Annotated in this window: 19 protein-coding genes and 1 tRNA gene; 15 read left to right on the top strand and 5 right to left on the bottom strand. The window is 55.8% G+C overall.

Annotated elements, in window-relative coordinates; genetic code table 11:
- The first annotated feature begins 150 nt into the window (after nucleotides 1-150).
- From ETG88_RS07485 to recD, 8 genes are all read left to right on the top strand, one after another.
- The gene (locus tag ETG88_RS07485) at nucleotides 151-612 is read left to right on the top strand and encodes a prepilin peptidase-dependent protein (protein ID WP_129035078.1); all 462 of its coding nucleotides are present in this window, start codon (nucleotides 151-153) and stop codon (nucleotides 610-612) included.
- On the top strand, nucleotides 606-1,169 hold the full coding sequence (locus ETG88_RS07480) for a prepilin peptidase-dependent protein (RefSeq protein WP_129035077.1): 564 nt from the start codon (nucleotides 606-608) through the stop codon (nucleotides 1,167-1,169). Before ETG88_RS07485 ends, ETG88_RS07480 begins: the two co-directional genes overlap by 7 nt.
- The gene (locus tag ETG88_RS07475) at nucleotides 1,166-1,567 is read left to right on the top strand and encodes a DUF2509 family protein (protein ID WP_129035076.1); all 402 of its coding nucleotides are present in this window, start codon (nucleotides 1,166-1,168) and stop codon (nucleotides 1,565-1,567) included. Before ETG88_RS07480 ends, ETG88_RS07475 begins: the two co-directional genes overlap by 4 nt.
- Nucleotides 1,552-1,875: a prepilin-type N-terminal cleavage/methylation domain-containing protein gene (locus tag ETG88_RS07470; RefSeq protein WP_129035075.1), complete on the top strand. Its 324-nt coding sequence runs from the start codon at nucleotides 1,552-1,554 to the stop codon at nucleotides 1,873-1,875. The genes ETG88_RS07475 and ETG88_RS07470 overlap by 16 nt, the downstream gene beginning before the upstream one ends.
- A 12-nt stretch (nucleotides 1,876-1,887) precedes the next feature.
- On the top strand, nucleotides 1,888-5,262 hold the full coding sequence (gene recC / locus ETG88_RS07465; protein WP_129035074.1) for an exodeoxyribonuclease V subunit gamma: 3,375 nt from the start codon (nucleotides 1,888-1,890) through the stop codon (nucleotides 5,260-5,262).
- A gap of 140 nt (nucleotides 5,263-5,402) precedes the next feature.
- Nucleotides 5,403-8,285: a pitrilysin gene (gene ptrA / locus ETG88_RS07460; protein WP_129035073.1), complete on the top strand. Its 2,883-nt coding sequence runs from the start codon at nucleotides 5,403-5,405 to the stop codon at nucleotides 8,283-8,285.
- On the top strand, nucleotides 8,282-11,827 hold the full coding sequence (recB, locus tag ETG88_RS07455) for an exodeoxyribonuclease V subunit beta (protein ID WP_129035072.1): 3,546 nt from the start codon (nucleotides 8,282-8,284) through the stop codon (nucleotides 11,825-11,827). Before ptrA ends, recB begins: the two co-directional genes overlap by 4 nt.
- On the top strand, nucleotides 11,824-13,644 hold the full coding sequence (recD, locus tag ETG88_RS07450; RefSeq protein ID WP_129035071.1) for an exodeoxyribonuclease V subunit alpha: 1,821 nt from the start codon (nucleotides 11,824-11,826) through the stop codon (nucleotides 13,642-13,644). Before recB ends, recD begins: the two co-directional genes overlap by 4 nt.
- A 50-nt stretch (nucleotides 13,645-13,694) precedes the next feature.
- Here the strand turns inward: recD and argA are convergent, their stop codons facing one another.
- Nucleotides 13,695-15,026, bottom strand: coding sequence for an amino-acid N-acetyltransferase (argA, locus tag ETG88_RS07445; RefSeq protein ID WP_129035070.1), 1,332 nt, complete (start codon nucleotides 15,024-15,026; stop codon nucleotides 13,695-13,697).
- A 228-nt stretch (nucleotides 15,027-15,254) separates the two neighbouring features.
- Between argA and amiC the strand changes: the two genes are divergently transcribed.
- Complete coding sequence (amiC, locus tag ETG88_RS07440; protein WP_100779096.1) at nucleotides 15,255-16,508, top strand: N-acetylmuramoyl-L-alanine amidase AmiC; 1,254 nt, start codon at nucleotides 15,255-15,257, stop codon at nucleotides 16,506-16,508.
- 89 nt (nucleotides 16,509-16,597) lie between these two features.
- On the opposite strand, the gene ETG88_RS07435 is transcribed toward amiC, so the two are convergent.
- Nucleotides 16,598-16,674 (bottom strand) — tRNA-Met (locus ETG88_RS07435).
- A gap of 208 nt (nucleotides 16,675-16,882) precedes the next feature.
- Between ETG88_RS07435 and mltA the strand changes: the two genes are divergently transcribed.
- Both mltA and tcdA read left to right on the top strand, forming a co-directional pair.
- Nucleotides 16,883-17,980: a murein transglycosylase A gene (mltA, locus tag ETG88_RS07430; protein ID WP_100779097.1), complete on the top strand. Its 1,098-nt coding sequence runs from the start codon at nucleotides 16,883-16,885 to the stop codon at nucleotides 17,978-17,980.
- 97 nt (nucleotides 17,981-18,077) lie between these two features.
- Nucleotides 18,078-18,884 carry a tRNA cyclic N6-threonylcarbamoyladenosine(37) synthase TcdA gene (tcdA, locus tag ETG88_RS07425; protein ID WP_102104664.1) on the top strand — a complete coding sequence of 269 codons (807 nt, stop codon included), beginning with the start codon at nucleotides 18,078-18,080 and terminating at the stop codon, nucleotides 18,882-18,884.
- Here tcdA and csdE read toward each other — a convergent pair.
- Both csdE and csdA read right to left on the bottom strand, forming a co-directional pair.
- The gene (gene csdE / locus ETG88_RS07420; protein ID WP_123428644.1) at nucleotides 18,875-19,321 is read right to left on the bottom strand and encodes a cysteine desulfurase sulfur acceptor subunit CsdE; all 447 of its coding nucleotides are present in this window, start codon (nucleotides 19,319-19,321) and stop codon (nucleotides 18,875-18,877) included. The genes tcdA and csdE overlap by 10 nt on opposite strands.
- Entirely contained in the window at nucleotides 19,321-20,526 is a 1,206-nt protein-coding gene (gene csdA / locus ETG88_RS07415) for a cysteine desulfurase CsdA (RefSeq protein WP_129035069.1), read from the bottom strand. The genes csdE and csdA overlap by 1 nt, the downstream gene beginning before the upstream one ends.
- A gap of 191 nt (nucleotides 20,527-20,717) precedes the next feature.
- Between csdA and ETG88_RS07410 the strand changes: the two genes are divergently transcribed.
- From ETG88_RS07410 to rlmM, 4 genes are all read left to right on the top strand, one after another.
- On the top strand, nucleotides 20,718-20,945 hold the full coding sequence (locus ETG88_RS07410) for a YgdI/YgdR family lipoprotein (protein ID WP_100779101.1): 228 nt from the start codon (nucleotides 20,718-20,720) through the stop codon (nucleotides 20,943-20,945).
- A 349-nt stretch (nucleotides 20,946-21,294) separates the two neighbouring features.
- The gene (gcvA, locus tag ETG88_RS07405) at nucleotides 21,295-22,209 is read left to right on the top strand and encodes a glycine cleavage system transcriptional regulator GcvA (protein ID WP_095283191.1); all 915 of its coding nucleotides are present in this window, start codon (nucleotides 21,295-21,297) and stop codon (nucleotides 22,207-22,209) included.
- Between the two features lie 45 nt (nucleotides 22,210-22,254).
- Nucleotides 22,255-22,650 carry a DUF423 domain-containing protein gene (locus tag ETG88_RS07400; RefSeq protein WP_100779102.1) on the top strand — a complete coding sequence of 132 codons (396 nt, stop codon included), beginning with the start codon at nucleotides 22,255-22,257 and terminating at the stop codon, nucleotides 22,648-22,650.
- Nucleotides 22,643-23,743, top strand: coding sequence for a 23S rRNA (cytidine(2498)-2'-O)-methyltransferase RlmM (rlmM, locus tag ETG88_RS07395; RefSeq protein WP_100779103.1), 1,101 nt, complete (start codon nucleotides 22,643-22,645; stop codon nucleotides 23,741-23,743). Before ETG88_RS07400 ends, rlmM begins: the two co-directional genes overlap by 8 nt.
- A gap of 75 nt (nucleotides 23,744-23,818) precedes the next feature.
- Here rlmM and xni read toward each other — a convergent pair whose 3' ends face one another.
- Complete coding sequence (gene xni, locus ETG88_RS07390) at nucleotides 23,819-24,574, bottom strand: flap endonuclease Xni (protein WP_129035068.1); 756 nt, start codon at nucleotides 24,572-24,574, stop codon at nucleotides 23,819-23,821.
- Between the last annotated feature and the right edge of the window lie 68 nt (nucleotides 24,575-24,642).

Below are 24,642 nucleotides of genomic sequence, written 5' to 3'. Positions count from 1 at the left end.
CGCCGGTTTTTTTTGCCCAGATTTCGCTTTTACGAGCGGCTTTCCAGCGTTTTTGCAACGTAATGCAACGGATGATTTTCACAGGAAAGCGCCTCGTAATCTTCACTTTCTGCTGTCGTTTTTCTGGGCGCTTCCCGCCACACTGCGGGCATGAAAAAACAACGCGGCTTTACGCTTATCGAAACCATGGTGGCAATTTCCCTTGTCGTCATTCTCAGCGCCACAGGGCTGTCGGGCTGGCAGAGTTGGCAGCAACAGCAACGCCTGTGGCAAACCGCCCATCAGGTACGTGACTACCTGGTACAGCTTCGCAACGATGCGAACGGTTATAACCGGGATCATCTCATCGTGGTGAATAAGGACGGCGAAAAGGCGTGTCTTGCGACGACGAAAAGTGCGGACTGCCAGACTCAGAGCGGGCTGGTTCTCATTTTTCCATGGCCGGAAGTCACGATTGCTGAACTGACGAAATCCCTGGCGTTTTATGGATTACGGGATACCGCCTGGCCCGGGAGGATACGCATCAAAAGCCCCGCAGGAGAATGGCTGATTATCGTGTCGAACACCGGGCGTATCAGGATGTGCAACAGCACAGGGAAGGGAACATGTTAAAAAACCAGCGCGGCTTCTCGCTGACCGAGGTACTCATCGCGATGGCAATTAGCAGTATTTTGCTGCTGAGTACCGCGCGTTTTATGCCGGCGTTACAGCGAGCCATTCTCAAGCAAGAGCAACAGCAGGAGCTAGAAGAAGAGGTCTGGCTCAGAGCCACGGCTATCGGCAAGCAGCTGCAAAGGGCCGGATACTGCAACGGCTCTTGTCAGGGGCCCGCATTGACAATGGGTAGAGCAGGGCGCTGTGTCATTGTGCAATGGGATGCCAACAGCAATGGGCGCTGGGAGAATACCCCCTCGACAGAGGCGGAGCAAACAGGGTTTCGCCTGGAAGCTGGCGCACTTGAAACCCAGCGGGGAGCCACAAGCTGCGAAGGAAAAGGCTGGGAGAAGCTGACCGAACCTGAACGTGTGTTAGTGACTCACTTCCTGGTGAGCAAAATTGAGCACACTGGCTTTGCGCCTGAGTTAAGTATCGAGCTGGCAGTTTCCACTGCACGTCCACACGCCGAGCCAATACAGGTCACACATCGCGTCACAGGATTTAATCTGTGAAACGTCAGCGGGGGATGTCATCGCTTGCGCTGGTCCTGTTGCTCCTTGTGATCGGCAGCCTGATCCTTACCGGCCTTAATCTACAGCTCGATGCTTTTACGCGGATGGTGAGCCGTGAGCGGCAGCTGATTTTACAGCAAGCCAACGTCCAGTCGGCGCTGGAGTGGGGCAAAAGTCAGCTCTGGCCGGTGGGGCTAGGTATTCAGTGCAAAAAAGGGCTGCAAGGGCGAGTCTGTCTGCGCGTTACTGAAGACAATCGCGTCCTGCTTATTGCGGGGAGTGGTGAGCTGCTGCTGTGGCGCGGCGGGATAATCCAGGACGGGCGAGTGGTGTTCTCCCGCCATGGCTGGAGCGATTTTTGTCCACTGAAGGAGAGCGCACTGTGTCAGCTACCTTAGCCCGGCAAAGGGGATTTAGTATGGTGGAAGTGCTGTTAGCGATGATGCTGCTGGTTATCGTCATTACTGCGCTGTCTGGCTATCATCGGGCGCTGGCAGCGCGATTTACGGTTTTCAATCAGTATCGCCAGCTCTGGCACTCTGCCTGGAGCCAGACCCAGCTGTCACAGGGGACGTTACCGGATGGCTGGCGGATAAACAGGGGGCAGACAATGCAGGCTGGATGTGTCAGCATCTCGGTCACTATAATTTCGCCTTTGGGGCGGCAGGGTCAGATGACACGCCTGCATTGCCCGCTTAGTCAGTAGTCGGGAGCGTCTATGTTACGGGTCTACCACTCAAATCGTCTTGATGTGCTGGAAGCATTGATGGAGTTTATCGTCGAGCGCGAGCATCCTGCCGATCCCTTTGAGCCAGAAATGGTGCTGGTGCAAAGCACCGGTATGGCTCAGTGGCTGCAAATGTCCCTGGCGCAAAAATTCGGTATCGCGGCAAATATCGAGTTCCCGCTTCCGGCGAGTTTTATCTGGGAGATGTTTGTTCGCGTCCTGCCGGACATCCCCAAAAAAAGCGAATTCAATAAGCAAAGCATGAGCTGGAAGCTAATGTCGCTGCTGCCGGATATGCTGGCGAGCGATGAGTTCGCCATGCTGCGCCACTACCTGAGCGATGATACCGACAAACGTAAACTGTTCCAGCTGGCCTCGCGGACGGCGGATCTGTATGACCAGTATCTGGTCTATCGCCCGGAATGGCTGACGTCCTGGGAAAAGGGTGAGCTGATTGACGGCCTGCCTGAGGCGCAAATCTGGCAGGCCCCGCTGTGGAAAGCGCTGGTGGAACACACCGAAAAACTGGGTCAGCCGCAGTGGCACCGTGCCAACCTTTACGAGCGGTTTATCTCAACCCTCGAAAAGGCCTCTGAACCGCCTGCCGGGTTACCGTCGCGCGTCTTTATATGCGGGATTTCCGCTCTGCCACCTGTTTACCTGAGCGCGTTAAAAGCCCTGGGTAAGCATGTCGATATCCACATTCTGTTCACCAACCCGTGTCGCCATTACTGGGGGGATATTCAGGACCCTAAATGGCTCGCCCGTCTTGTCGCTCGCCAACGGCGGCGGATCTTTGAAGAGCGAGCGATCCCGCTCTTCAAAGACAGCGACAATGCCGCGCAGCTCTTTGATGAAGAAGGCATTCAAAACTTGCCGAATCCGCTGCTGGCCTCCTGGGGAAAACTGGGGCGTGACTACATTCACATGCTGTCCGATATCACCTCGTCCGGCGAAGGCGATGTGGATGCCTTTGCGGAGATCACTCCTGATAGCCTGCTGCATAACGTGCAACTGGATATTCTCGATCTGGAGAACCGCGCCATCGCGGGGATCACAGCCGAAGAGTTTGCCCGCAGCGATAAGAAGCGAAAACTGGATCCAGAGGATCGCAGCGTTACCGTACATGTGTGTCATAGCCCGCAGCGCGAAGTTGAAGTGCTTCATGACAAGCTGCTGGCGATGTTGCAGGACGATCCTGAACTGACGCCGCGCGATATTGTGGTCATGGTGGCGGATATCGACAGCTACAGCCCGTTTATTCAGGCGGTATTTGGTAGCGCCACCGGCGAGCGATATCTGCCTTATGCCGTTTCCGACCGCCGGGCGCGCCAGTCGCATCCCGCTTTGCAGGCGTTTATCAGCCTGCTTGCTCTGCCCGACAGCCGCTTTATTTCGGAAGATGTGCTGGCGCTGCTGGATGTTCCTGTGCTGGCCGCTCGCTTCGACATCGACGAAGAGGGGCTGCGCTATCTGCGCCAGTGGGTCAATGAATCAGGCGTTCGCTGGGGGATTGACGATGATAACGTCCAGGAGTTCGAGCTCCCGCCGACGGGGCAGCACACCTGGCAGTTCGGCCTGACGCGTATGCTGCTGGGCTATGCGATGGAGAGCCATCAGGGGGAGTGGAATGAGGTTCTGCCTTACGATGAATCCTCAGGGCTGATTGCCGAACTGGTCGGCCATCTGGCTTCACTGTTAATGCAGCTAAATCGCTGGCGTCGCGAGCTGATGCAGTCCCGCACGCTTGAGGAATGGCAGCCACTGTGCCGGGAAATGTTGAATGATTTCTTCCTGCCCGACACGGACACCGAAGCGGCGATGGCGCTTATCGAACAGCAGTGGCAGGCCATTATCGACGAAGGTATTTCATCTCATTATGGCGAGGCTATTCCGCTCTCCTTGCTTCGCGATGAACTGACGCAGCGCCTGGATCAGGAACGTATTAGCCAGCGCTTCCTTGCCGGTCCCGTCAATATTTGTACGCTAATGCCAATGCGTTCGATTCCTTTCAAAGTCGTTTGCCTGCTCGGAATGAACGATGGTATCTATCCGCGTGCTTTGGCGCCGCTGGGCTTTGATCTGATGAGCCAGCAGCCGAAGCGTGGTGACCGTAGCCGACGTGACGATGACCGTTACCTCTTCCTCGAGGCGTTGATTTCGGCCCAGCAAAAGCTCTATATCAGCTATATCGGGCATTCCATTCAGGATAACAGCGAGCGCTTCCCGTCAGTACTGGTGCAGGAACTGGTCGATTACATTGGGCAAAGCCACTATCTACCGGGTGATGAGGCGCGTAATTGCGACGAAAGCGAACAGCGGGTAAAAGCTCACATCACCTGTCTCCACACCCGCATGCCGTTCGATCCGGCTAACTACGTCGATAACGAACAGCAAAGCTATGCCCGCGAATGGCTGCCCGCTGCGAGGAAAGAGGGGCAAGCCCATACGGATTTCATTAAGGAGCTTGAGCCTCGTTTGCTTGAGACGCTCACTTTTGAGCAGTTGCAACGGTTTTGGGCGCACCCGGTACGCGCGTTTTTCCAGCAGCGGTTGCAGGTGAATTTCCGCTCCGAAGAGAGCGAGATCCCTGATGCAGAACCTTTCACCCTCAATGGATTAAGCCGCTATCAGCTGAATCAACAGCTGCTTAATGCGCTGGTTGAAGAGGAAAATGCACAAACGCTGTTTCGTCGCTATCGGGCCGCAGGCCAGCTCCCGTATGGCGCCTTCGGGGAGATCGCCTGGGATATGCAGTGTCAGGAGATGCAGGCTCTGGCCGACCGCGTTATTGAATTCCGTCAGCCGGGAAAAAGCCTTGAAATCGATCTGACCTGCAACGGTATTCAGCTCACGGGCTGGCTACAGCAGGTGCAGCCGGACGGGCTATTGCGCTGGCGTCCTGCCATGCTCAGTGTGTCACAAGGTTTGCAACTCTGGCTCGAACATCTTGTCTACTGTGCGGGCGGTAACGAAGGTGAAAGCCGTTTATTCGTCCGTAAGGACGGCGAATGGCGCTTCCCTCCAATGGCGTCCGATCAGGCTCTGGCCTGTCTCGAACCCTATATCGAGGGCTATCGCCAGGGGATGAATAAGCCGCTGCTGTTGCTGCCAGAAAGTGGGGGGGCGTGGATAAAAGCCTGTTACGACGCGCAGAATGATGCCATGTTAACGGATGACGCCTCGCTGCAAAAAGCGCGCAGCAAGTTTTTACAGGCGTATGAAGGAAATATGATGGTGCGCGGAGAGGGTGATGATGTCTGGTATCAGCGGTTATGGCGAACCCTTGAGCCGGAGTACTTCGACGCCATTACGCAAGAGGCTCAACGCTATCTGTTACCTTTGTTTAAATTTAATCAGTCCTGATGATTGTATAAAAATTGCGCAGGAGAAAGCGTTCATTTATTATGCCCATCTTGTCACGGACTGATGTACCAACATAAAGAGATGCTGGCGTGCCCAGCACGCAAATTGTTAATGATGTAGCCGTGATGAAGAGGTAGTGAATGCCAGGCAGCACCTTGTTAAAAGCGTTTGTTTTGTTTGTCGCCCTCTGGGCACCCCTCACTCAGGCAGATACCGGTTGGCAGCCCGTTCAGGAAAAAATCCATAAGAGCGAAAAAGACACCCGCCAGTATCAGGCTATTCGTCTTGATAACGGGATGACCGTACTGCTGGTCTCCGATCCGCAAGCGATTAAATCGCTCTCTGCGCTGGTCGTCCCCGTCGGCTCGCTGGAAGACCCTGATTCGCATCCTGGTCTTGCCCATTACCTTGAACACATGACGCTGATGGGGTCTAAAAAATATCCGCAGCCGGATAGCCTCTCTGAATTCCTCAAAATGCACGGTGGCAGCCACAATGCCAGCACGGCACCTTATCGCACTGCGTTCTATCTTGAAGTCGAAAACGATGCGCTGGAAGGGGCGGTTGACCGTCTCGCCGATGCCATCGCGTCGCCTTTACTGGATAAAAAGTATGCCGATCGCGAGCGTAACGCCGTCAATGCCGAACTGACCATGGCGCGCACGCGAGACGGTATGCGCATGGCGCAGGTCAGTGCCGAAACAATTAACCCGGCGCACCCAGGCTCGCGTTTTTCAGGGGGTAACCTGGAAACCCTGAGCGATAAACCCGGCAGCCCGGTTCTCGATGCCTTACACGCCTTTCGTGATAAATACTATTCCGCCAATCTGATGAAAGCGGTGGTTTACAGCAACAAACCGCTGCCGGAGCTGGCGCGTCTTGCGGCACAAACCTATGGTCGCGTGCCGAATAAAAATATCGAAAAGCCGGAGATCACCACGCCAGTGGTCACGGATGAGCAAAAAGGGATCATCATTCACTATGTGCCTGCAATGCCGCGTAAAGTGCTGCGTGTCGAGTTCCGTATTGATAACAATACCGCACAGTTTCGCAGCAAAACGGATGAGCTACTCACCTATCTGATCGGTAATCGCAGCCCGGGCACGCTCTCTGACTGGCTGCAGAAGCAGGGGCTGGTAGAGGGGATCCGCGCTGATTCCGATCCTGTCGTCAACGGTAACAGCGGTGTTCTCGCGATCTCGGCAACCCTGACCGACAAAGGCCTTGCGCACCGCGATCAAGTGGTTGCGGCGATCTTCAGCTATCTGTCGTTGCTGCGCGATAACGGTGTGGATAAAAGTTACTTTGACGAACTGGCCCACGTGCTGGATCTCGATTTCCGCTACCCGTCGATCACCCGCGATATGGACTATGTTGAATGGCTGGCTGACACCATGATTCGCGTTCCGGTGGAAAATACGCTGGATGCGGTGAACATTGCCGATCGCTATGACGCCGATGCCATCAAAGCGCGCCTGGCGATGATGACCCCGCAGAACGCCCGCATCTGGTATATCAGCCCGAAAGAGCCGCACAACAAAACTGCGTACTTTGTCGATGCGCCGTATCAGGTGAATAAAATCAGCGCGCAAACCTTCGCTGACTGGCAGAAAGAGTCCGGCCAGATTGCGTTGAAATTGCCTGAACTCAATCCGTACATTCCTGACGATTTCACGCTCATCAAGCCTGCAAAGGAATACCCGCATCCGGAACTGATCGTTAACGAACCGACGTTACGTGTGGTTTACACCCCAAGCCGCTATTTTGCCAGTGAGCCGAAAGCCGATGTCAGCGTGGTGCTGCGCAATCCGCAGGCCATGGACAGCGCCAAAAACCAGGTGATGTTTGCGCTCAATGACTATCTGGCGGGGATCGCCCTGGATCAGCTCAGCAATCAGGCGGCTGTCGGTGGGATCAGTTTCTCCACCAACGCCAACAACGGGCTGATGGTCAATGCTAACGGTTACACCCAGCGTTTACCGCAGCTTTTCCAGGCGCTGCTGGAGGGGTATTTCAGCTACACGGCGACCGAAGAGCAGCTGGAGCAGGCCAAATCCTGGTATGCGCAGATGATGGATTCGGCGGAAAAAGGCAAAGCCTTTGACCAGGCGATAATGCCTGTGCAGATGCTGTCGCAAATTCCGTACTTCCAGCGTGAAACGCGCCGCGCGTTGCTGCCGTCAATCACCCTGAAAGAGGTGATGGATTACCGGACGGCCCTGAAAACTCATTCGCGTCCCGAGTTTCTGGTTGTCGGTAACATGAGTGAAGATCAGGCTAAAACTCTCGCGCAGAATGTTCGCAAACAGCTGGGTGCCAACGGCAACGAGTGGTGCCGTAACCAGAATGTGCTGGTGGAAAAACAGCAGAATGTGATCTTTGAAAAGTCGGGGAGCAGCACGGACTCTGCGCTGGCCGCAGTATTTGTGCCGACCGGCTACGATGAGTATGCCAGCTCGGCCTACAGCGCGGTGCTGGGGCAGATCATCCAGCCGTGGTTCTACAATCAGTTGCGTACCGAAGAGCAGCTTGGCTATGCGGTGTTTGCGTTCTCGATGAACGTGGGTCGCCAGTGGGGACTGGGCTTCTTGTTGCAGAGCAGCGATAAACAGCCCGCTTATCTTTGGCAGCGGTATCAGGCCTTCTTCCCACAGGCTGAAGAGAAGCTGCGCAAAATGACACCGGAAGAGTTTGCTCAAATTCAGCAGGCCGTGATCGCGCAGGTGCAGCAGGCTCCGCAAACCTTGGGCGAAGAAGCGTCTCAGCTCAGCAAAGATTTCGATCAGGGTAATATGACCTTTGATTCACGTGATAAAGTAGTGGCCGAGATAAAACTGCTGACGCCTCAAAAGGTTGCCGACTTCTTCCACCAGGCGGTGGTGAAGCCGCAAGGCATGGCATGCTTGTCTCAGGTTTCCGGCAGCCAGAATGGGAAAGTGGATTATGTGAATCCGCAGGGCTGGAAAGTCTGGGAGAGCGTCAGCGCACTGCAGAAATCGATGCCCTGGAGTAAGAAAGAATGACCGATACCGCTGAGTCCCTTGATCCCTTACGTTTGCCGCTACAGGGCGAACGATTGATTGAAGCCTCAGCGGGAACGGGAAAAACCTTCACCATTGCCGCCCTCTACCTGCGCCTTCTGTTAGGACTGGGCGGCAATGCTGCGTTTGGGCGCCCGCTCAGCGTGGAACAACTGCTGGTGGTGACCTTCACCGAAGCGGCGACCGCCGAGCTGCGCGGACGTATTCGTGCGAACATACATGAACTGCGCATCGCCTGCCTGCGCCAGACCACAGACAACCCACTTTACGCTCGCCTCCTTGAAGAGATCGCTGATAAGCAGCAGGCCGCTCAATGGTTGCTTCTGGCCGAGCGTCAAATGGACGAAGCCGCTGTCTTTACCATTCACGGTTTTTGCCAGCGCATGCTGAGCCTGAATGCGTTTGAATCGGGCATGCTCTTTGAACAGCAGCTCATTGAGGATGAATCCGAACTGCGTCATCGGGCGTGCGCGGACTTCTGGCGCCGCCATTGCTATCCGCTCCCGCGTGATATCGCCGAAGCGGTGCATGCCTTATGGAAAGGGCCGGAAGAACTTTTACGCGCTATCGAACGCTACCTGCAAGGCGAAGCGCCGGCGATAAAATCCCCGCCGCCGGCGGATGAAACGCTGGCTGCACGGCACGAGAAAATTATTTCGCTGATAGCCGCCCTGAAGCAAAAATGGTGCGAGTCGGTTGCCGATATCGACGCCATTCTTGAAAATTCCGGCATTGACCGCCGCAAATTTAACCGTGGTAATCAGGCGAAATGGATCGAAAAAATCAGCGCCTGGGCGCAGGAAGAGACGCGCAGCTATCAGCTGCCCGATGCGCTGGAGAAGTTTTCTCAGAGCTTCCTGGTGGAGCGCACCAAAGTTGACGGTATCGTCCCTGAACATCCGTTGTTTGTCGCGATAGAAACGCTGCTGGCGCAGCCGCTGACCCTTAACGATCTGATGATCACCCGTGCGATGGCCGAGATCCGCGAAACCGTTGCGCGTGAGAAACATCGTCGTGGCGAGCTGGGTTTCGACGATATGCTAAGCCGCCTGGATGCGGCACTCGGCAGTGAAAATGGCGACGCGCTGGCAGCGGCGATCCGCGCCCGCTTCCCGGTAGCAATGATCGATGAATTCCAGGATACCGACCCGCAACAATACCGTATTTTCCGCCGTATCTGGCGCAGACAGCCCGAAACGGCGCTGTTACTGATTGGTGATCCTAAACAGGCCATCTACGCCTTTCGCGGCGCGGATATCTTCACCTACATGAAAGCCCGCGGAGAGGTCGAAGCGCACTATACGCTGGACACCAACTGGCGTTCCGCGCCTGGAATGGTGGCGAGCGTAAATACGCTTTTTGAGCGTATGGATGCGGCTTTCATGTTCAAGGAAATTCCGTTTTCGCCCGTTAAGTCGGCTGAGAAAAACAGCGCACTGCGCTTTGAGCTCCGTGGCGACGTTCAGCCTGCGATGAACTTTTGGCTGATGGACGGCGAAGGCTGTGGCGTCAGTGATTATCAGAACGTGATGGCGCAGCAGTGTGCGGCGCAGATCCGCGACTGGCTCAGCGCCGGTGCGCAGGGCGAAGCGCTACTGTGGAAAGGTCACACCGCTAAAGCGGTCAGCGCCTCGGACATTACCGTGCTGGTGCGCAGTCGCCAGGAGGCGTCGCTGGTGCGCGATGCCCTCACGCTGCTCGCGATCCCTTCTGTTTACCTCTCTAATCGCGACAGCGTGTTTGAAACGCTCGAAGCGCAGGAGATGCTATGGCTGTTGCAGGCCGTGCTGACGCCTGAGCGGGAGAGTACGTTGCGCAGTGCGCTGGCAAGCTCAATGCTCGGTCTTAACGCGCGTGATATTGATGCGCTGAATAACGACGAAAGTGCATGGGATGCGGTGGTTGAAGAGTTTGCGCATTATCGTGAGCGCTGGCAAAAACGCGGCGTCATGGCGATGCTGCGCGAATTGATGGCTCAGCGTCATGTCGCTGAAAATATGCTGGCGACCGCAGGCGGTGAACGCCGCCTGACCGACATTTTGCACATCAGCGAGCTTTTACAGGAAGCGGGATCGCAGCTTGAGAGCGAACATGCGCTGGTGCGTTGGCTGTCGCAGCATATCGCCGATCCTAACAGCAATGCGGCCAGTCAGCAGATGCGTCTCGAAAGCGACAAGCATCTGGTGAAAATCGTGACGATCCACAAATCAAAAGGTTTGGAATATCCGCTGGTTTGTCTTCCGTTTATCGCCAACTATCGTGCGCAGGATCAGGCGTTCTATCACGATCGCGTGTCGTTTGAGCCGGTGCTCGATCTCAGCAAAGCCGATGCCAGTATTGAGCTTGCCGAGGCGGAGCGTCTGGCGGAAGATTTACGCCTGCTGTATGTCGCCCTGACGCGCTCCGTCTGGCATTGCAGCCTGGGCGTTGCGCCGCTGTTCCGCCGTCGCGGCGAGAAGGCGGGGGAGAGCGATTTCCATCAAAGTGCGCTCGGGAGGCTGATTCAAAGGGGTGAGCCAAAAGATGCCGCCGGGCTGCGCCAGTGTCTCGACGCGTTATGTGATGAAAATATTGCCCTGCAGATCCCCGGCCAGCCCGACCTTTCCCGCTGGCAGATGCCAGAGCCATCGGTGCCCGATTTAGGCGCGCGGAAGATTACGCGTGCGCTGGTGGACGACTGGCGAGTCACCAGCTATTCCGGCCTACAGCAGCATGGACAAAACATTGCGCAGGATCTGATGCCCAAACTCGACGTAGATGCGTCGGGCGTAGGTGAGGTGGTGGCAGAACCCGAGCTTACACCGCATCAGTTCCCGCGCGGTGCGTCGCCAGGGACGTTTTTGCATAGCCTATTTGAAACGCTCGATTTTACGCAGCCGGTGTCGCCGGAGTGGGTGCTGGAGATGCTGCAAAAAGGCGGGTACGACGCCCAGTGGCAGCCGGTACTTACCGCGTGGATCACGGCGATTTTAGAGGCGCCGCTTAATGATTCGGGGATCTCCCTAAGCCAACTCACAGCAAAAGAAAAACAGGTTGAGATGGAGTTCTATCTCCCGATTGCCGGGCCGCTGACAGCGAACGCACTGGATGCGATTATTCGCGAGCACGATCCGTTGTCGAAGAACAGCCCGGCGCTCAATTTCCGCCAGGTGAGCGGGATGCTGAAAGGCTTTATCGATTTGGTGTTCCGTCATGAGGGGCGCTACTACCTGCTGGATTACAAATCCAACTGGCTGGGCGAAAACAGCGAGGCCTATACCCGCCAGGCAATGGCCGCCGCAATGCAGTCGCACCGCTATGATTTGCAGTATCAACTCTATACCCTGGCGCTGCACCGCTACCTGCGCCACCGCATCGCGGATTACAACTATGAAGACCATTTCGGCGGTGTGATTTATCTGTTTTTACGTGGCGTTGACGCCCGGGATCCGCAGTCGGGGATCTTTACCACGCGCCCGGATCCGTTGTTGATTGATAAAATGGACAGACTGTTTGCCGCGAGCACGGAAGAGGTGGCCCAATGACAATGAAAGAGCGGTTGCTTGAGGCGGTAGAGCAGCGTGCGCTGCGCCCTCTCGACGCGCAGTTTGCCATGATGGTGGCGGATAACGATGCTGCGGTCATGCTGGCCGCCGCGATCCTCAGTAAAGATGCCGGTGAAGGCCATGTGTGCTTGCCCCTGTCACGCCTGGTACCGGATGAGAAAATGCCCGCTCCGCTGCAGGCCTGTTACGCTCTCCTCGGCGAAACGACGGACTGGCAAGACGTGCTACTGCGCTCTGACGCCGTCAGTCACGGTGATATTCCGACGCCCTTGATTCTTTGTCACGACCGGCTCTATCTCAATCGCATGTGGCGTAACGAGCTGGCGATAGCGCATTTCTTTAATGATTCTAATCAGCCGCTGCCCTATGACGATAGGGCATTGATTCAAACCCTGAATGACCTGTTCGGTGACTCAGAAACGGTGAACTGGCAAAAAGTGGCGGCGGCGGTAGCCCTGACGCGGCGCATTTCGGTGATTTCTGGCGGACCAGGGACGGGGAAAACCACCACCGTCGCAAAACTGCTGGCGGCGCTGATTCAGATAGCGGGCGAGCAGAAATGCCGTATCCGGCTGGCTGCTCCCACGGGCAAAGCGGCGGCAAGATTGACGGAATCACTGGGTGGCACGCTGCAAAAACTGCCGCTGAATGATGCCCAGCGCAAGTTGTTCCCGAATGAGGCCAGCACGCTGCACCGCCTGCTTGGCGCCCAGCCTGGCAGCCAGCGTCTGCGCTATCATGCAGGGAATCCGCTGCACCTGGATGTGCTGGTGGTCGACGAAGCCTCGATGATCGACTTGACGATGATGTCGCGCCTGATCGACGCGCTACCGCCGCACGCCCGCGTGATTTTCCTCGGCGATCGCGATCAGCTGGCCTCGGTTGAGGCGGGGGCCGTGCTGGGGGATATCTGCAATTATGCCAGCGCAGGCTATACCCTCACGCGCGCGCAGGAGCTGTCGCACCTGACCGGCTGCCCGATTGAAGGGCACACAGAAGAACGGGCGGGGGCCTTGCGCGACAGCCTGTGCCTGTTGCAAAAAAGCTACCGTTTTGGCAGCGATTCCGGTATCGGTCAGCTCGCCGCCGCCGTTAACCGCGGCGATCGTGCGGCCATCAGAACGGTATTTAACGGCACATTTGACGACATTGAGAAAAAACCGCTCCAGACGGGCGAAGAGTATCTCGCCATGCTCGAGGATGCATTGCAGGGTTATCAGCGTTTCCTTATGAGCGTGCAGCAACAGGATGCACCGGAAGCCGTGATTGCAGCCTTCGGTGAGTATCAGCTTTTGTGCGCGCTGCGCGAAGGGCCGTTTGGCGTCACCGGGCTGAATGAACGGCTGGAGCTGGCGTTAGCGCAGAAGCGGAAAATCTTCCGCCAGCCGCATTCCCGCTGGTATGAGGGGCGTCCGGTAATGATCTCCCGTAACGACAGCGCTCTTGGGCTGTTTAACGGTGATATCGGCATTGCGCTCGATCGCGGCCAGGGGCTGCGCGTCTGGTTCCAGATGCCCGATGGCAGCGTGAAATCGGTGCAGCCAAGCCGTCTGCCAGAACACGAAACGGCGTGGGCGATGACGGTGCACAAATCGCAGGGTTCCGAGTTTGATCACGCGGTGCTGATTCTGCCCGCGCAAATGTCGCCGGTAGTGACGCGCGAGCTGGTGTATACCGCCATCACCCGCGCGCGGAAAAGGCTGTCGCTGTATGCCGACGAGCGTGTGCTGGCGCAAGCCGTGACGACGCGTACCGAGCGGCGCAGCGGGTTAAGCGCGGTGTTTGAATCTGCCTGAGTGTTTGGCTCCCTCTCCGTTCGGGAGAGGGAAGCGCATGGCCTGTGGGGTTAACTCAAGTCCGCCATCAGCACCTTCGAACGTCGCTGATAGTTGTACATCTCTTTTTTACTCTCCGGCAGCAAATCAATATCGACCGGTGTAAAGCCGCGTTCCTGGAACCAGTGAATGCTGCGGGTGGTCAAGACAAATAATTTATTCAGGCCGATCTGACGTGCCTGGGCGGCGACCCGCTCAAGCAGCACTTCGCCGCGCGAGGAACTGCGGTAGTCTGGATGCACTGCCACGCAGGCCATCTCACCGATTTTCTCTTCGGGGAAGGGGTAGAGCGCCGCGCAGGCGATAGTCAGGTTGTCGCGCTGGATGATGGTGAACTTGTCGATCTCCATCTCCAGCTGCTCGCGGGAGCGACGGACCAAAATCCCTTGCTGCTCCAGCGGCCGAATAAGCTCCAGAATTCCGCCAATATCGTTGATCGTGGCGCGACGAATCTGTTCCGCACTCTCCATCACAATCTGCGTACCAATACCGTCGCGAGAGAACAGCTCCTGCAACAATGCCCCGTCTTCCTGATAACTGATCAGGTGGCTGCGACGCACGCCGCTGCGACAGGCTTTGACCGCGCCGCGCAGGAAACGCACGGTGCCGGAGTGGTAATCACCTTCTGCTTCCAGCGCTTCGACGCGCGCCTGGGCTTCGTTCGGGAAAAGCTCCGAAACGATATCTCCGTGTTCGTTAAACACGCCCTGCGAGGAGCAGAAACCGATCATCTTCTCGGCTTTGAGTTTGATCGCCAGCTGCGTTGCCACCTCTTCGGAGGTGAGGTTAAAACTTTCACCCGTCACGGAGACGGCAACCGGCCCCATCAGCACAATCGCGCCGTTATCGAGCTGGCGATGAATCGCCTCTTCGTCGATACGACGGATACGCCCGCTGTGGCAGTAATCCACACCATCATCCACGCCCAACGGCTGGGAAATAATAAAATTGCCGCTGACCACGTTGATATGCGCGCCCTGAAGCGGCGTATTGTTGAGGCTCATCGACAGACGCGCAGTGATATCGAGCTGCAAAAGCCCGGCTGCTTGCTTAACCAGCTCCAGGGTTTTGGCGTCAGTCACGCGGGTGTGCTTGTGATAAATCGGCTCGTGGTGGTGGGCCGCCAGATTGGCGTCGATTTGTGGGCGCGCGCCGTAGACGACCACCAGGCGAATGCCGAGGCTGTGCAGCAGACCGATGTCATTGACTATACTGGAAAAGTTTTCATGCTCAATGGCTTCGCCACCCAGCATGATGACAAACGTTTTTCCCCGATGGGTATTGATGTAGGGAACAGAATGGCGGAATCCCTGGACCAGTTCGGTTCTACGTTCCTTTACCACGGCACAACCCCTCAGTGAATGTTTATTCGTATTTTCTGTATTTTTATTCGATTATTGCCGCGCGCGCAACCCTAAATTCAGTGCAAACCAGAGAAAAAATTAAGTGATGCGTGCCTTACTGCATGATTGTTTACCCTTTTATAGATGACAGGTTATGCATCATTCGCTAAAGTTTTCGGTCAATTTGGACGTTTTGTCGGTAAATTCGTTTTCTTGCTCGGGAGAAGCATGTCGGGATCCAAATCAACAATAAGCCGCCGCCGCTTGTTACAAGGGGCCGGGGCGATGTGGTTGCTGAGCGTCAGCCAGGTTGCATTCGCCGCCGTCAGTCAGGTGGTGGCGGTGCGTGTCTGGCCGTCTTCGACCTATACGCGCGTGACGGTAGAGTCTAATCAGGTACTGAAATACAAACAGTTTGCGTTGAGCAATCCTGAGCGTGTGGTGGTGGATATCGAGGGCGTGAATCTGAACTCGGTGCTGAAAGGCATGGGGGCGCAGATCCGTGGCGATGATCCTTACATTAAATCTGCCCGCGTCGGCCAGTTTGATCCGCAAACCGTGCGCATGGTGTTCGAGCTGAAGCAGAACGTTAAACCGCAGCTGTTTGCCCTGGCACCGGTGGCCGGTTTTAAAGAGCGTCTGGTGATGGATCTTTATCCGGCTAATGCGACGGACATTCAGGATCCACTCCTCGCCTTGCTGGAAGATTACAACAAAGGCGATCTTGAGAGACAGGTTCCTCCTGCGCAGAGTGGCCCGCAGCCGGGTAAAGCGGGGCGCGATCGCCCGATTGTGATCATGCTCGATCCGGGCCACGGCGGAGAAGACTCCGGAGCGGTCGGGAAATATCGAACGCGTGAAAAAGACGTGGTGTTGCAGATTGGCCGCCGTCTGAAGGCGTTGATCGATAAAGAGGGCAACATGCGGGCGTACATGACGCGCAATGAAGACGTGTTCATTCCGCTGAAAGTGCGCGTGGCGAAAGCGCAGAAACAGCGCGCTGACCTGTTTGTCTCCATTCACGCCGATGCCTTTACCAGCAGACAGCCGAGCGGTTCGTCGGTCTTTGCTCTGTCGACCAAAGGGGCGACCAGTACCGCGGCGCGACTGCTGGCGGATTCCCAGAACGCCTCCGACCTGATTGGTGGGGTGAGCAAGAGTGGCGATCGCTATGTCGATCACACGATGTTCGACATGGTGCAGTCGCTCACTATTACCGACAGTCTGAAATTTGGTAAAGCAGTGCTGAGTAAACTCGGGAATGTGAACAAGCTGCATAAAAACAGCGTTGAGCAGGCGGGCTTTGCGGTGCTGAAGGCGCCGGATATCCCGTCGATTCTGGTCGAAACGGCGTTTATCAGTAACGTCGAAGAGGAGCGTAAGCTCAAGACCGCGAAATTCCAGCAGGAAGTGGCAGAGTCGATTCTGGCGGGGATTAAGGCGTATTTCTCGGATGGCGCGACGCTGGCCAGAAGAGGATAGATGGTATGAGCCGGGTTCACGCCCGGCAAATCCACAAACTGCAGATACAAAAAAACACCCTTGAGGGTGTCTATTGTTTTTCGAAGAATTGGTTGCGGGGGCCAGATTTGAACTGACGACCTTCGGGTTATGAGCCCGACGAGCTACCGGGCTGCTCCACCCCGCGTCCGTGGATGCGCACTATACTCGGATAGGTTTTTGATGCAACCCTTTTTCTCATAAATACCAAAATTAGTATGTAAAATGAACGACATCGCCCTGTTCGGACGATTAATGCGCAAATCCTGCCTCAGGATGCGCTATCAGATTTCAATAGCCTGAGGGGTTTGTTATCTTCTTTATAGAGACTCAGGGCAACTTTAAGACGAGATATAATGAAAGGACGATGGGCGAAGTATCTGATGACGGGCGCAATGGTAGCGATTCTTGCGGCCTGCTCCTCTAAACCGACCGATCGCGGTCAGCAATATAAAGACGGGAAATTCACCCAGCCTTTCTCTTTAGTTAACCAGCCGGATGCCGTGGGTGCGCCGATCAACGCGGGTGACTTCGCTGAGCAGGTCAGCCAGATCCGCACCGCGTCACCGCGTCTGTATGGCTCGCAGAACAGCGTCTACAACGCCGTACAGGACTGGCTGCGTGCAGGCGGCGATACGCGCACCATGCGCCAGTACGGCATCGATGCCTGGCAGATGGAAGGGGCCGATAACTACGGTAACGTCCAGTTCACCGGTTACTACACGCCGGTGGTCCAGGCGCGACACACCCGTCAGGGCGAGTTCCAATATCCTATTTACCGCATGCCGCCAAAGCGTGGCCGCCTGCCGTCTCGCGCAGAGATCTATTCCGGTGCGCTGAATGAAACGTATGTGCTGGCCTACAGTAACTCGCTGATGGATAACTTCATCATGGATGTGCAGGGCAGCGGGTATATAGATTTTGGTGATGGTTCACCTCTTAACTTCTTTAGCTACTCCGGTAAAAATGGCCACGCCTACCGCAGTATCGGCAAAGTGCTGATCGATCGCGGGGAAGTTAAGAAAGAAGATATGTCGATGCAGGCTATTCGCGAGTGGGGCGAAAAGCACAGCGAAGCTGAAGTGCGTGAGCTGCTGGAGCAGAACCCGTCCTTCGTCTTCTTTAAACCGCAAAATTACGCACCGGTGAAAGGGGCCAGCGCGGTTCCGCTGATTGGACGTGCATCCGTGGCTTCCGATCGTTCTATCATACCGCCGGGCACCACGCTGCTGGCAGAAGTGCCGACCCTGGACAACAACGGCAAATTCAGCGGTCAGTATGAATTACGCCTGATGGTGGCGCTGGATGTCGGTGGGGCCATTAAAGGCCAGCACTTCGATATTTATCAGGGCATTGGTGCGGATGCGGGCCATCGTGCGGGCTGGTATAACCATTATGGACGCGTATGGGTTCTCAAACCCGCAGCAAGTGCTGGCAACGTTTTCAGCGGCTGATTGTGGTAATCTAGCGCGTAATATTTACCGCCTTCTCCTGTGATGGAGAAGGGCAGGGTGAGGATAAAACCTCACCCTTTTTACATCCTGAGGTCTTATGTCTGCGTTAATCAGCGATGCCTGGCGTCAACGTTTTGGCGGTACGGCGCGTTTATATGGTGAAAAAGCCCTGCAACTTTTTGCGGATGCCCACGTCTGCGTGGTCGGTATTGGCGGAGTCGGCTCCTGGGCGGCTGAGGCGCTGGCGCGTACCGGTATTGGCGCGATTACCCTTATTGATATGGATGATGTGTGCGTCACCAACACCAACCGTCAGATCCATGCCCTGCGCGATAACGTTGGCCTGGCGAAAGCAGAAGTGATGGCAGAGCGCATCCGCCTGATTAACCCGGAATGTCGTGTCACGGTGATTGATGATTTCGTCACCGCCGATAATGTGGCGCAATACCTGGGCACCGGCTTTAGCTACGTGATTGACGCAATCGACAGCGTGCGTCCGAAAGCGGCCCTGATTGCCTATTGCCGTCGCTACAAGATTCCATTAGTGACCACGGGCGGGGCGGGCGGTCAAATCGATCCGACGCAGATCCAGGTGACCGATTTGGCGAAAACCATTCAGGATCCGCTGGCGGCAAAACTGCGTGAAAGGCTGAAAAACGATTTTAACGTGGTGAAAAACAGTAAAGGTAAGCTGGGCGTAGACTGCGTGTTCTCAACTGAAGCGCTGGTCTATCCGCAGGCAGATGGCTCCGTCTGTGCCATGAAAAGCACCGCAGAAGGGCCGAAACGAATGGACTGCGCCTCGGGCTTTGGCGCGGCGACAATGGTCACCGCAACCTTTGGTTTTGTCGCTGTCTCTCACGCCCTGAAGAAAATGATGGCCAAAGCCAACCGTCAGGCCTGAACCTGACGGGCGGCGTTCAGCACCGCTTCGCTCAGTGCGGACAGGCCCTGGCTGCGTGAGGCGCTCAGTTGTCCGCGCAGCCCCAGCTCGTCAAACAGCGCCAACGGATCGCCATCCAGCAATTGCCGGGCGCTTTTGCCTTCCACGGCGGTGAGCAGCACTGCCAGTAAACCGCGCACGATCCGCCCTTCGCTGTCGCCAAAGAAATGCAGCGTCTCCCCGGATGTCGTCACACCCAGCCAGACGCGATTTTCGCAGCCTGGAATTTCTTTCGCCTGCGCTTTTAACGCATCAGAAAGTGTGGGGAGTTGCTTGCCCAGTAAAATCAGCTGTCGGTATTTATCTTCCCACTGGGTGAGCGGGAGGAACGTTTGTCTCAGCGTCTCTTCTGTGATCACGCTGCCGAAAGGGTGTCCGGCTAAGGATGAGCTCGTCATTAATCCACCAGGAGTTCAAGGGCGCGATCGACGGCCGCCACCAGGGCATGAACGTCGCTTTGCGTGTTGTAGGGAGCAAACGAGGCGCGCAGCGTGCCACTGACGCCGAGTGCCGCAAGCAGCGGCTGTGCACAGTGCTGTCCGGCGCGCAGGGCGATACCGTATCCGGCCAGCAGAGTGACCATATCGCTGTGGTGAACACCGGCAAAATCAAACGCCAGCAGGCTGGAGTCCTGGACGCGGAACGAGCGGAATCCGGGACGTTTTTTTAACTCTTCTTCTGCAAGTGTGGCCAGCCCACGGCTCCAGCTTTCGGCTTGCTCGACGTCCGTCTCAGCAAGCCACTCCAGTGCGGCGCTCAGCCCTATCACGCCCGCCACGTTTGGCGTACCGGCTTCGAGGCGGTAAGGGATCTCCTGGGTTTTGAAACCGTCAAAGGTCACTTCGGTGATCATCTTTCCGCCGCCCAGCCACGGGGTCATTTGTGCCAGCAGTTCCGGTTTGCCATACAGCGCGCCGATCCCGGTTGGGCCATAAAGCTTGTGACCGGAAAAAGCGTAAAAGTCGATATCCAGTTTGCGGACATCAGCCGGGAAATGCACAACGCCTTGCGCACCGTCGACCATCACAACCATGCCGTGGCGGTGTGCCATTTCAATGGCACGGGCCAGATCCGGGCAACCGCCGGTGACGTTCGACATTTGTCCGAGAGCCAGAATTCGGCTGCGCGGGGTGATGAGTTCGGGTAAACGCCCGACGTCAGGCAGTAAATCTGCGCCCAACGGCAGTTTTACGATCCGGGCGCCCGTTTGTTCCGCGACCATCAGCCACGGCACTAAATTGGCATGGTGCTCGGCCTCGCTCACGATAATCTCGTCGCCCGGTTGCAGGAGCGGGCGAGCATAGCACTGGGCGACCATATTGATTGCCTCGGTGGTGCCACGCGTCCAGACGATATTTTTACCGCTTTCGGCGTTCAGCAGACGCGCGACCTGATCGCGGGCAGCTTCATAGCGCGCGGTCAAACGCTGCGCCTCGGCAAACTGGCTGCGATGCACATTCCCGGCGCTCAGGCTGTAGAACTGATTTGTCGCGTCGATCACAGCCTGCGGCTTGAGCGCCGTGGCGGCACTGTCGAGATAAACACCGGCATCGGCCAGCGCCGGAAACTGTGCGCGAAAATGCGCAGGACTGAAAGCGTTCATGGAATTCCTCATATCAATATGGAGATCGTCGCGCAATTTCGGCGGCAGGGCAAGGTTGTTGATCGCTATCGGAATTGTCTGTTTGTCCTGGCAGGTCTTGAGAAGCAGGTTATGCTGAATAGTGTTAGGTGAATGTTTTAGCCTGTTTTAAAACTAGGATTGAATAGCATTAATTGCTAAAGGAGAAAATTATGAACAAGACTGCCGCAATCATTTCTGCCTGTGTATTTACTTTTGCCCTGAGCGCATGTTCTGGTAACAACTACGTGATGCATACCAATGATGGCCGAACTATCGTCTCTGACGGGAAGCCAAAAACCGATAATGAGACCGGGATGATCTCGTATAAAGATGCGAACGGGAACAAGCAGCAGATCAACCGTACTGATGTGAAAGAGATGGTTGAACTGGATAAGTAACAGATTTTAGACCAAAAAAAAGCACCGCAAATAGGCGGTGCTACATTAATCACTATGGACAGACAGGGTAAATGTACAGGAAGTGAAAAAAGGGTAGCTTCGCTACCGTGATCTGAATTGCAGACCAATTGCAAACACAACAACACAACATCACAACCGTAAGCCAAAAGCCCTTCAGAACACGCATTCCAAAAAAAGCTTTTCGTTCCGGCTCAGGAAGTGCCGCCACTATAGGTATTTGCTGGTAGTTCCTCAACGGACAAATTATAATGGCTCAGATAAAAAAAACTAATAGGTTAAACGTTGTTTCCTATGTGTTAAATACCTTTAACATCTAAGCCTAATACCCATGTCGAAGCGATTACCACCCCTAAATGCATTACGCGTTTTTGATGCTGCAGCACGCCATCTGAGCTTCACGCGCGCGGCTGATGAGCTTTTTGTGACGCAGGCCGCAGTAAGTCATCAAATCAAGTCTCTGGAGGATTTCCTGGGGCTTAAGCTGTTTCGCCGCCGCAACCGCTCCCTGCTTCTGACGGAAGAAGGGCAGAGCTATTTTCAGGATATCAAAGACATTTTTTCCCAGCTCACTGAGGCGACGCGCAAACTGCAGGCGCGAAGCGCTAAAGGTGCGCTGACGGTCAGTTTATTGCCCAGTTTTGCCATTCATTGGCTGGTGCCACGACTCTCTAGCTTTAACTCAGCTTATCCGGGAATCGACGTCAGGATCCAGGCGGTGGACCGTCAGGAAGACAAACTGGCGGACGATGTCGACGTCGCTATTTTTTACGGTCGCGGCAACTGGCCGGGCTTGCGTGTTGAAAAATTATACGCAGAATATCTCCTGCCGGTGTGCTCGCCGCTGCTGCTGACAGGCGACAAAGCGTTGAAAACGCCTGCCGATCTGGCGCAACATACACTTTTACATGATGCTTCTCGCCGCGACTGGCAAACTTATACCCGCCAGTTGGGTCTTAATCATATTAATGTGCAGCATGGCCCCATCTTTAGCCACAGCGCGATGGTGTTACAGGCCGCCATTCACGGACAGGGCGTGGCGTTGGCAAACAACGTGATGGCCCAGTCCGAAATTGAGGCAGGCCGCCTGGTCTGCCCGTTTAATGATGTTCTGGTCAGCAAGAATGCGTTTTATCTGGTTTGTCATGACAGTCAGGCAGAACTGGGTAAAATAGCCGCCTTCCGGCAGTGGATACTGGCGAAGGCGGCACATGAACAAGAAAAATTCCGCTTTCGTTATGAGTAATCATCTCTTTTGTGTGCCGGGCACGCATAACTTTAGGACAGAAACATGACCAGCCGTTTCATGCTGATTTTTGCCGCGGTGAGTGGCTTTATTTTTGTCGCACTGGGCGCGTTCGGCGCGCATGTGTTGAGCAAGACCTTAGGGGTCGTCGAAATGGGCTGGATTCAAACCGGCCTTGAGTATCAGGCATTTCACACGCTGGCTATTTTTGGGCTGGCGGTGGCAATGCAGCGTCGCATTAGCATTTGGTTCTACTGGAGCAGCGTATTCCTCGCACTGGGGACCGTTCTGTTCAGCGGCAGTTTGTACTGCCTCGCACTTTCACATTTGCGCCTTTGGGCGTTTGTTACACCCGTCGGCGGCGTCAGTTTCCTCGCTGGGTGGGTATTGATGTTTATCGGAGCTATCCGTCTGAAACGCAGGGGCGTTGTTCATGAGTAAGGTTGTTTTATATTGTCGCCCGGGGTTTGAGAAAGAGTGCGCCGCGGAAATTACTGACAAAGCGTCACGTCTGGAAGTCTTCGGCTTTGCCCGCGTCAAAGAGCACTCGGGCTATGTGGTGTTCGAATGCTATCAGCCTGACGATGCGGATAAGATCGTTAGCAAGTTACCGTTCAGCTCGTTGATTTTTGCCCGTCAGATGTTTGCCGCGGGCGAACTGCTGACCGATTTGCCGCCAGAAGATCGTATTTCCCCTATCTCCGGCATGCTGCAGGGCGTGGTAGAGAAGGGCGGCGATCTGCGTGTTGAAGTGGCTGACACCAACGAAAGCAAAGAGCTGATGAAGTTTTGCCGCAAGTTCACCGTTCCGCTGCGCGCTGCGCTGCGTGAGGTGGGCGTGCTGACAAACTACGAGACGCCAAAACGTCCGGTGGTGCATGTCTTCTTTATTGCGCCGGGCTGTTGTTATACCGGTTACTCCTACACGACGAACAACTCGCCGTTTTATATGGGTATCCCGCGTCTTAAATTCCCGTCCGATGCGCCAAGCCGTTCTACGCTCAAACTGGAAGAGGCGTTCCACGTCTTTATTCCTGCCGATGAGTGGGATGAGCGCCTGGCGAACGGGATGTATGCCGTGGATCTGGGAGCTTGCCCTGGCGGCTGGACCTATCAGCTGGTCAAACGCAACATGTGGGTTTCGTCTGTCGATAACGGCCCTATGGCGCAAAGCCTGATGGATACCGGGCAGGTGACCTGGCTGCGTGAAGATGGTTTCCGCTATCGCCCGACCCGTAACAACATCACCTGGATGGTGTGCGATATGGTGGAGAAACCGGCGAAAGTGGCCGCGCTGATGGCAACCTGGCTGGTGAACGGCTGGTGCCGCGAGACGATCTTCAACCTTAAGCTGCCGATGAAAAAGCGCTATGAAGAGGTCTCCCAGAATCTGGCGTATATCCAGGAACAGCTGAATGCCCAGGGGATCAATGCTGAAATCCAGGCGCGTCAGCTTTATCACGACCGTGAAGAAGTGACGGTACACGTCCGTCGCTGGTGGGCTGCCGTGGGTGGACGTCGCGACGAGCGATAACGCCTGTCTATGTGCCCGGTAGCGCTATGCTTACCGGGCACACTCCAGGTCCTCCGGCAACTTTCTGCCCTGAACCTACCGCTCCAGCCGCAACTGCTGCAAATTCCCGTCTAACTGCAAATCCGTCTGTAACCGCGCCACATCCCGGCAGATAAATGCCATCTCTTTATGCGCTTCCAGCTTCTTGCGCCACTTCTCGGGAATATTCTCCAGATGGGCGTAAATCCCCTCCAGATCCTGAAAATCCGTTAACAGCTGCGCTGCACTTTTAGGGCCAATCCCGGCCACGCCCGGCACTTTTGAGCTGCTGATCCCGGCAAGCCCCCAGTAGTCAGGGAGCTGTTGCGGCGAGACGCCAAATTCACTGGCGATAAAAGGGGCGTCGAGCCAGCGCTTTTGAAAGTAGTCGCGAATACGAATGGTCGGTGAGAGTAGCTGGCAGTAGCCTTTGTCGGTGGAGACGATGGTGGCCTGATGCCCGGCGCCCGCAACTTTTATTGCCAGCGTCGCGGCCAAATCGTCGGCTTCGTTGCCATGCGCGCCCCAGCACGGCACGCCGCGCGTTTCAAAGGCGGCACGAATGGCGGGCATTTCGGCGTGGAGATCATCGGGCATCGGTGCGCGTCCGGCTTTGTAATCCGGTAAACGCTGGTGCCGCCAGCCTGTGTTACGCGCTTCGTCGTCGAAAACGGCCACTGCGTGAGTGGGCTGGCTGTGGCGAATAAGCTGCTCCAGCGCATGCAGGCAAGTGTCCTTGCAGGGTGTGCCTTGCACCGCATGAATACGGCGAATCAGGTTGAGCGCGTCGACAATAAGCAAATGAACAGCCACAGATAATCTCCCTTCTGTTAATGAATAAAGGGTAACACTGTCAGCAGGATGAAACTACGAGAGGCGTG

Origin of the sequence: Lelliottia nimipressuralis (assembly GCF_004115925.1) — a bacterium.
In the GTDB taxonomy this organism is placed as follows: Bacteria; Pseudomonadota; Gammaproteobacteria; order Enterobacterales; family Enterobacteriaceae; genus Enterobacter; species Enterobacter nimipressuralis.
This window is presented reverse-complemented; position numbering and strand designations above follow the sequence as displayed.

Excerpts from the sequence above, each read along its gene's own strand:
- ETG88_RS07485 (WP_129035078.1), top strand. The coding sequence starts at position 151 with ATGAAAAAACAACGCGGCTTTACGCTTATCGAAACCATGGTGGCAATT.
- ETG88_RS07480 (WP_129035077.1), top strand. The coding sequence starts at position 606 with ATGTTAAAAAACCAGCGCGGCTTCTCGCTGACCGAGGTACTCATCGCG.
- recC (WP_129035074.1), top strand. The coding sequence starts at position 1,888 with ATGTTACGGGTCTACCACTCAAATCGTCTTGATGTGCTGGAAGCATTG.
- ptrA (WP_129035073.1), top strand. The coding sequence starts at position 5,403 with ATGCCAGGCAGCACCTTGTTAAAAGCGTTTGTTTTGTTTGTCGCCCTC.
- recB (WP_129035072.1), top strand. The coding sequence starts at position 8,282 with ATGACCGATACCGCTGAGTCCCTTGATCCCTTACGTTTGCCGCTACAG.
- recD (WP_129035071.1), top strand. The coding sequence starts at position 11,824 with ATGACAATGAAAGAGCGGTTGCTTGAGGCGGTAGAGCAGCGTGCGCTG.
- amiC (WP_100779096.1), top strand. The coding sequence starts at position 15,255 with ATGTCGGGATCCAAATCAACAATAAGCCGCCGCCGCTTGTTACAAGGG.
- mltA (WP_100779097.1), top strand. The coding sequence starts at position 16,883 with ATGAAAGGACGATGGGCGAAGTATCTGATGACGGGCGCAATGGTAGCG.
- tcdA (WP_102104664.1), top strand. The coding sequence starts at position 18,078 with ATGTCTGCGTTAATCAGCGATGCCTGGCGTCAACGTTTTGGCGGTACG.
- csdE (WP_123428644.1), bottom strand. The coding sequence starts at position 19,321 with ATGACGAGCTCATCCTTAGCCGGACACCCTTTCGGCAGCGTGATCACA.
- csdA (WP_129035069.1), bottom strand. The coding sequence starts at position 20,526 with ATGAACGCTTTCAGTCCTGCGCATTTTCGCGCACAGTTTCCGGCGCTG.
- ETG88_RS07410 (WP_100779101.1), top strand. The coding sequence starts at position 20,718 with ATGAACAAGACTGCCGCAATCATTTCTGCCTGTGTATTTACTTTTGCC.
- gcvA (WP_095283191.1), top strand. The coding sequence starts at position 21,295 with ATGTCGAAGCGATTACCACCCCTAAATGCATTACGCGTTTTTGATGCT.
- ETG88_RS07400 (WP_100779102.1), top strand. The coding sequence starts at position 22,255 with ATGACCAGCCGTTTCATGCTGATTTTTGCCGCGGTGAGTGGCTTTATT.
- rlmM (WP_100779103.1), top strand. The coding sequence starts at position 22,643 with ATGAGTAAGGTTGTTTTATATTGTCGCCCGGGGTTTGAGAAAGAGTGC.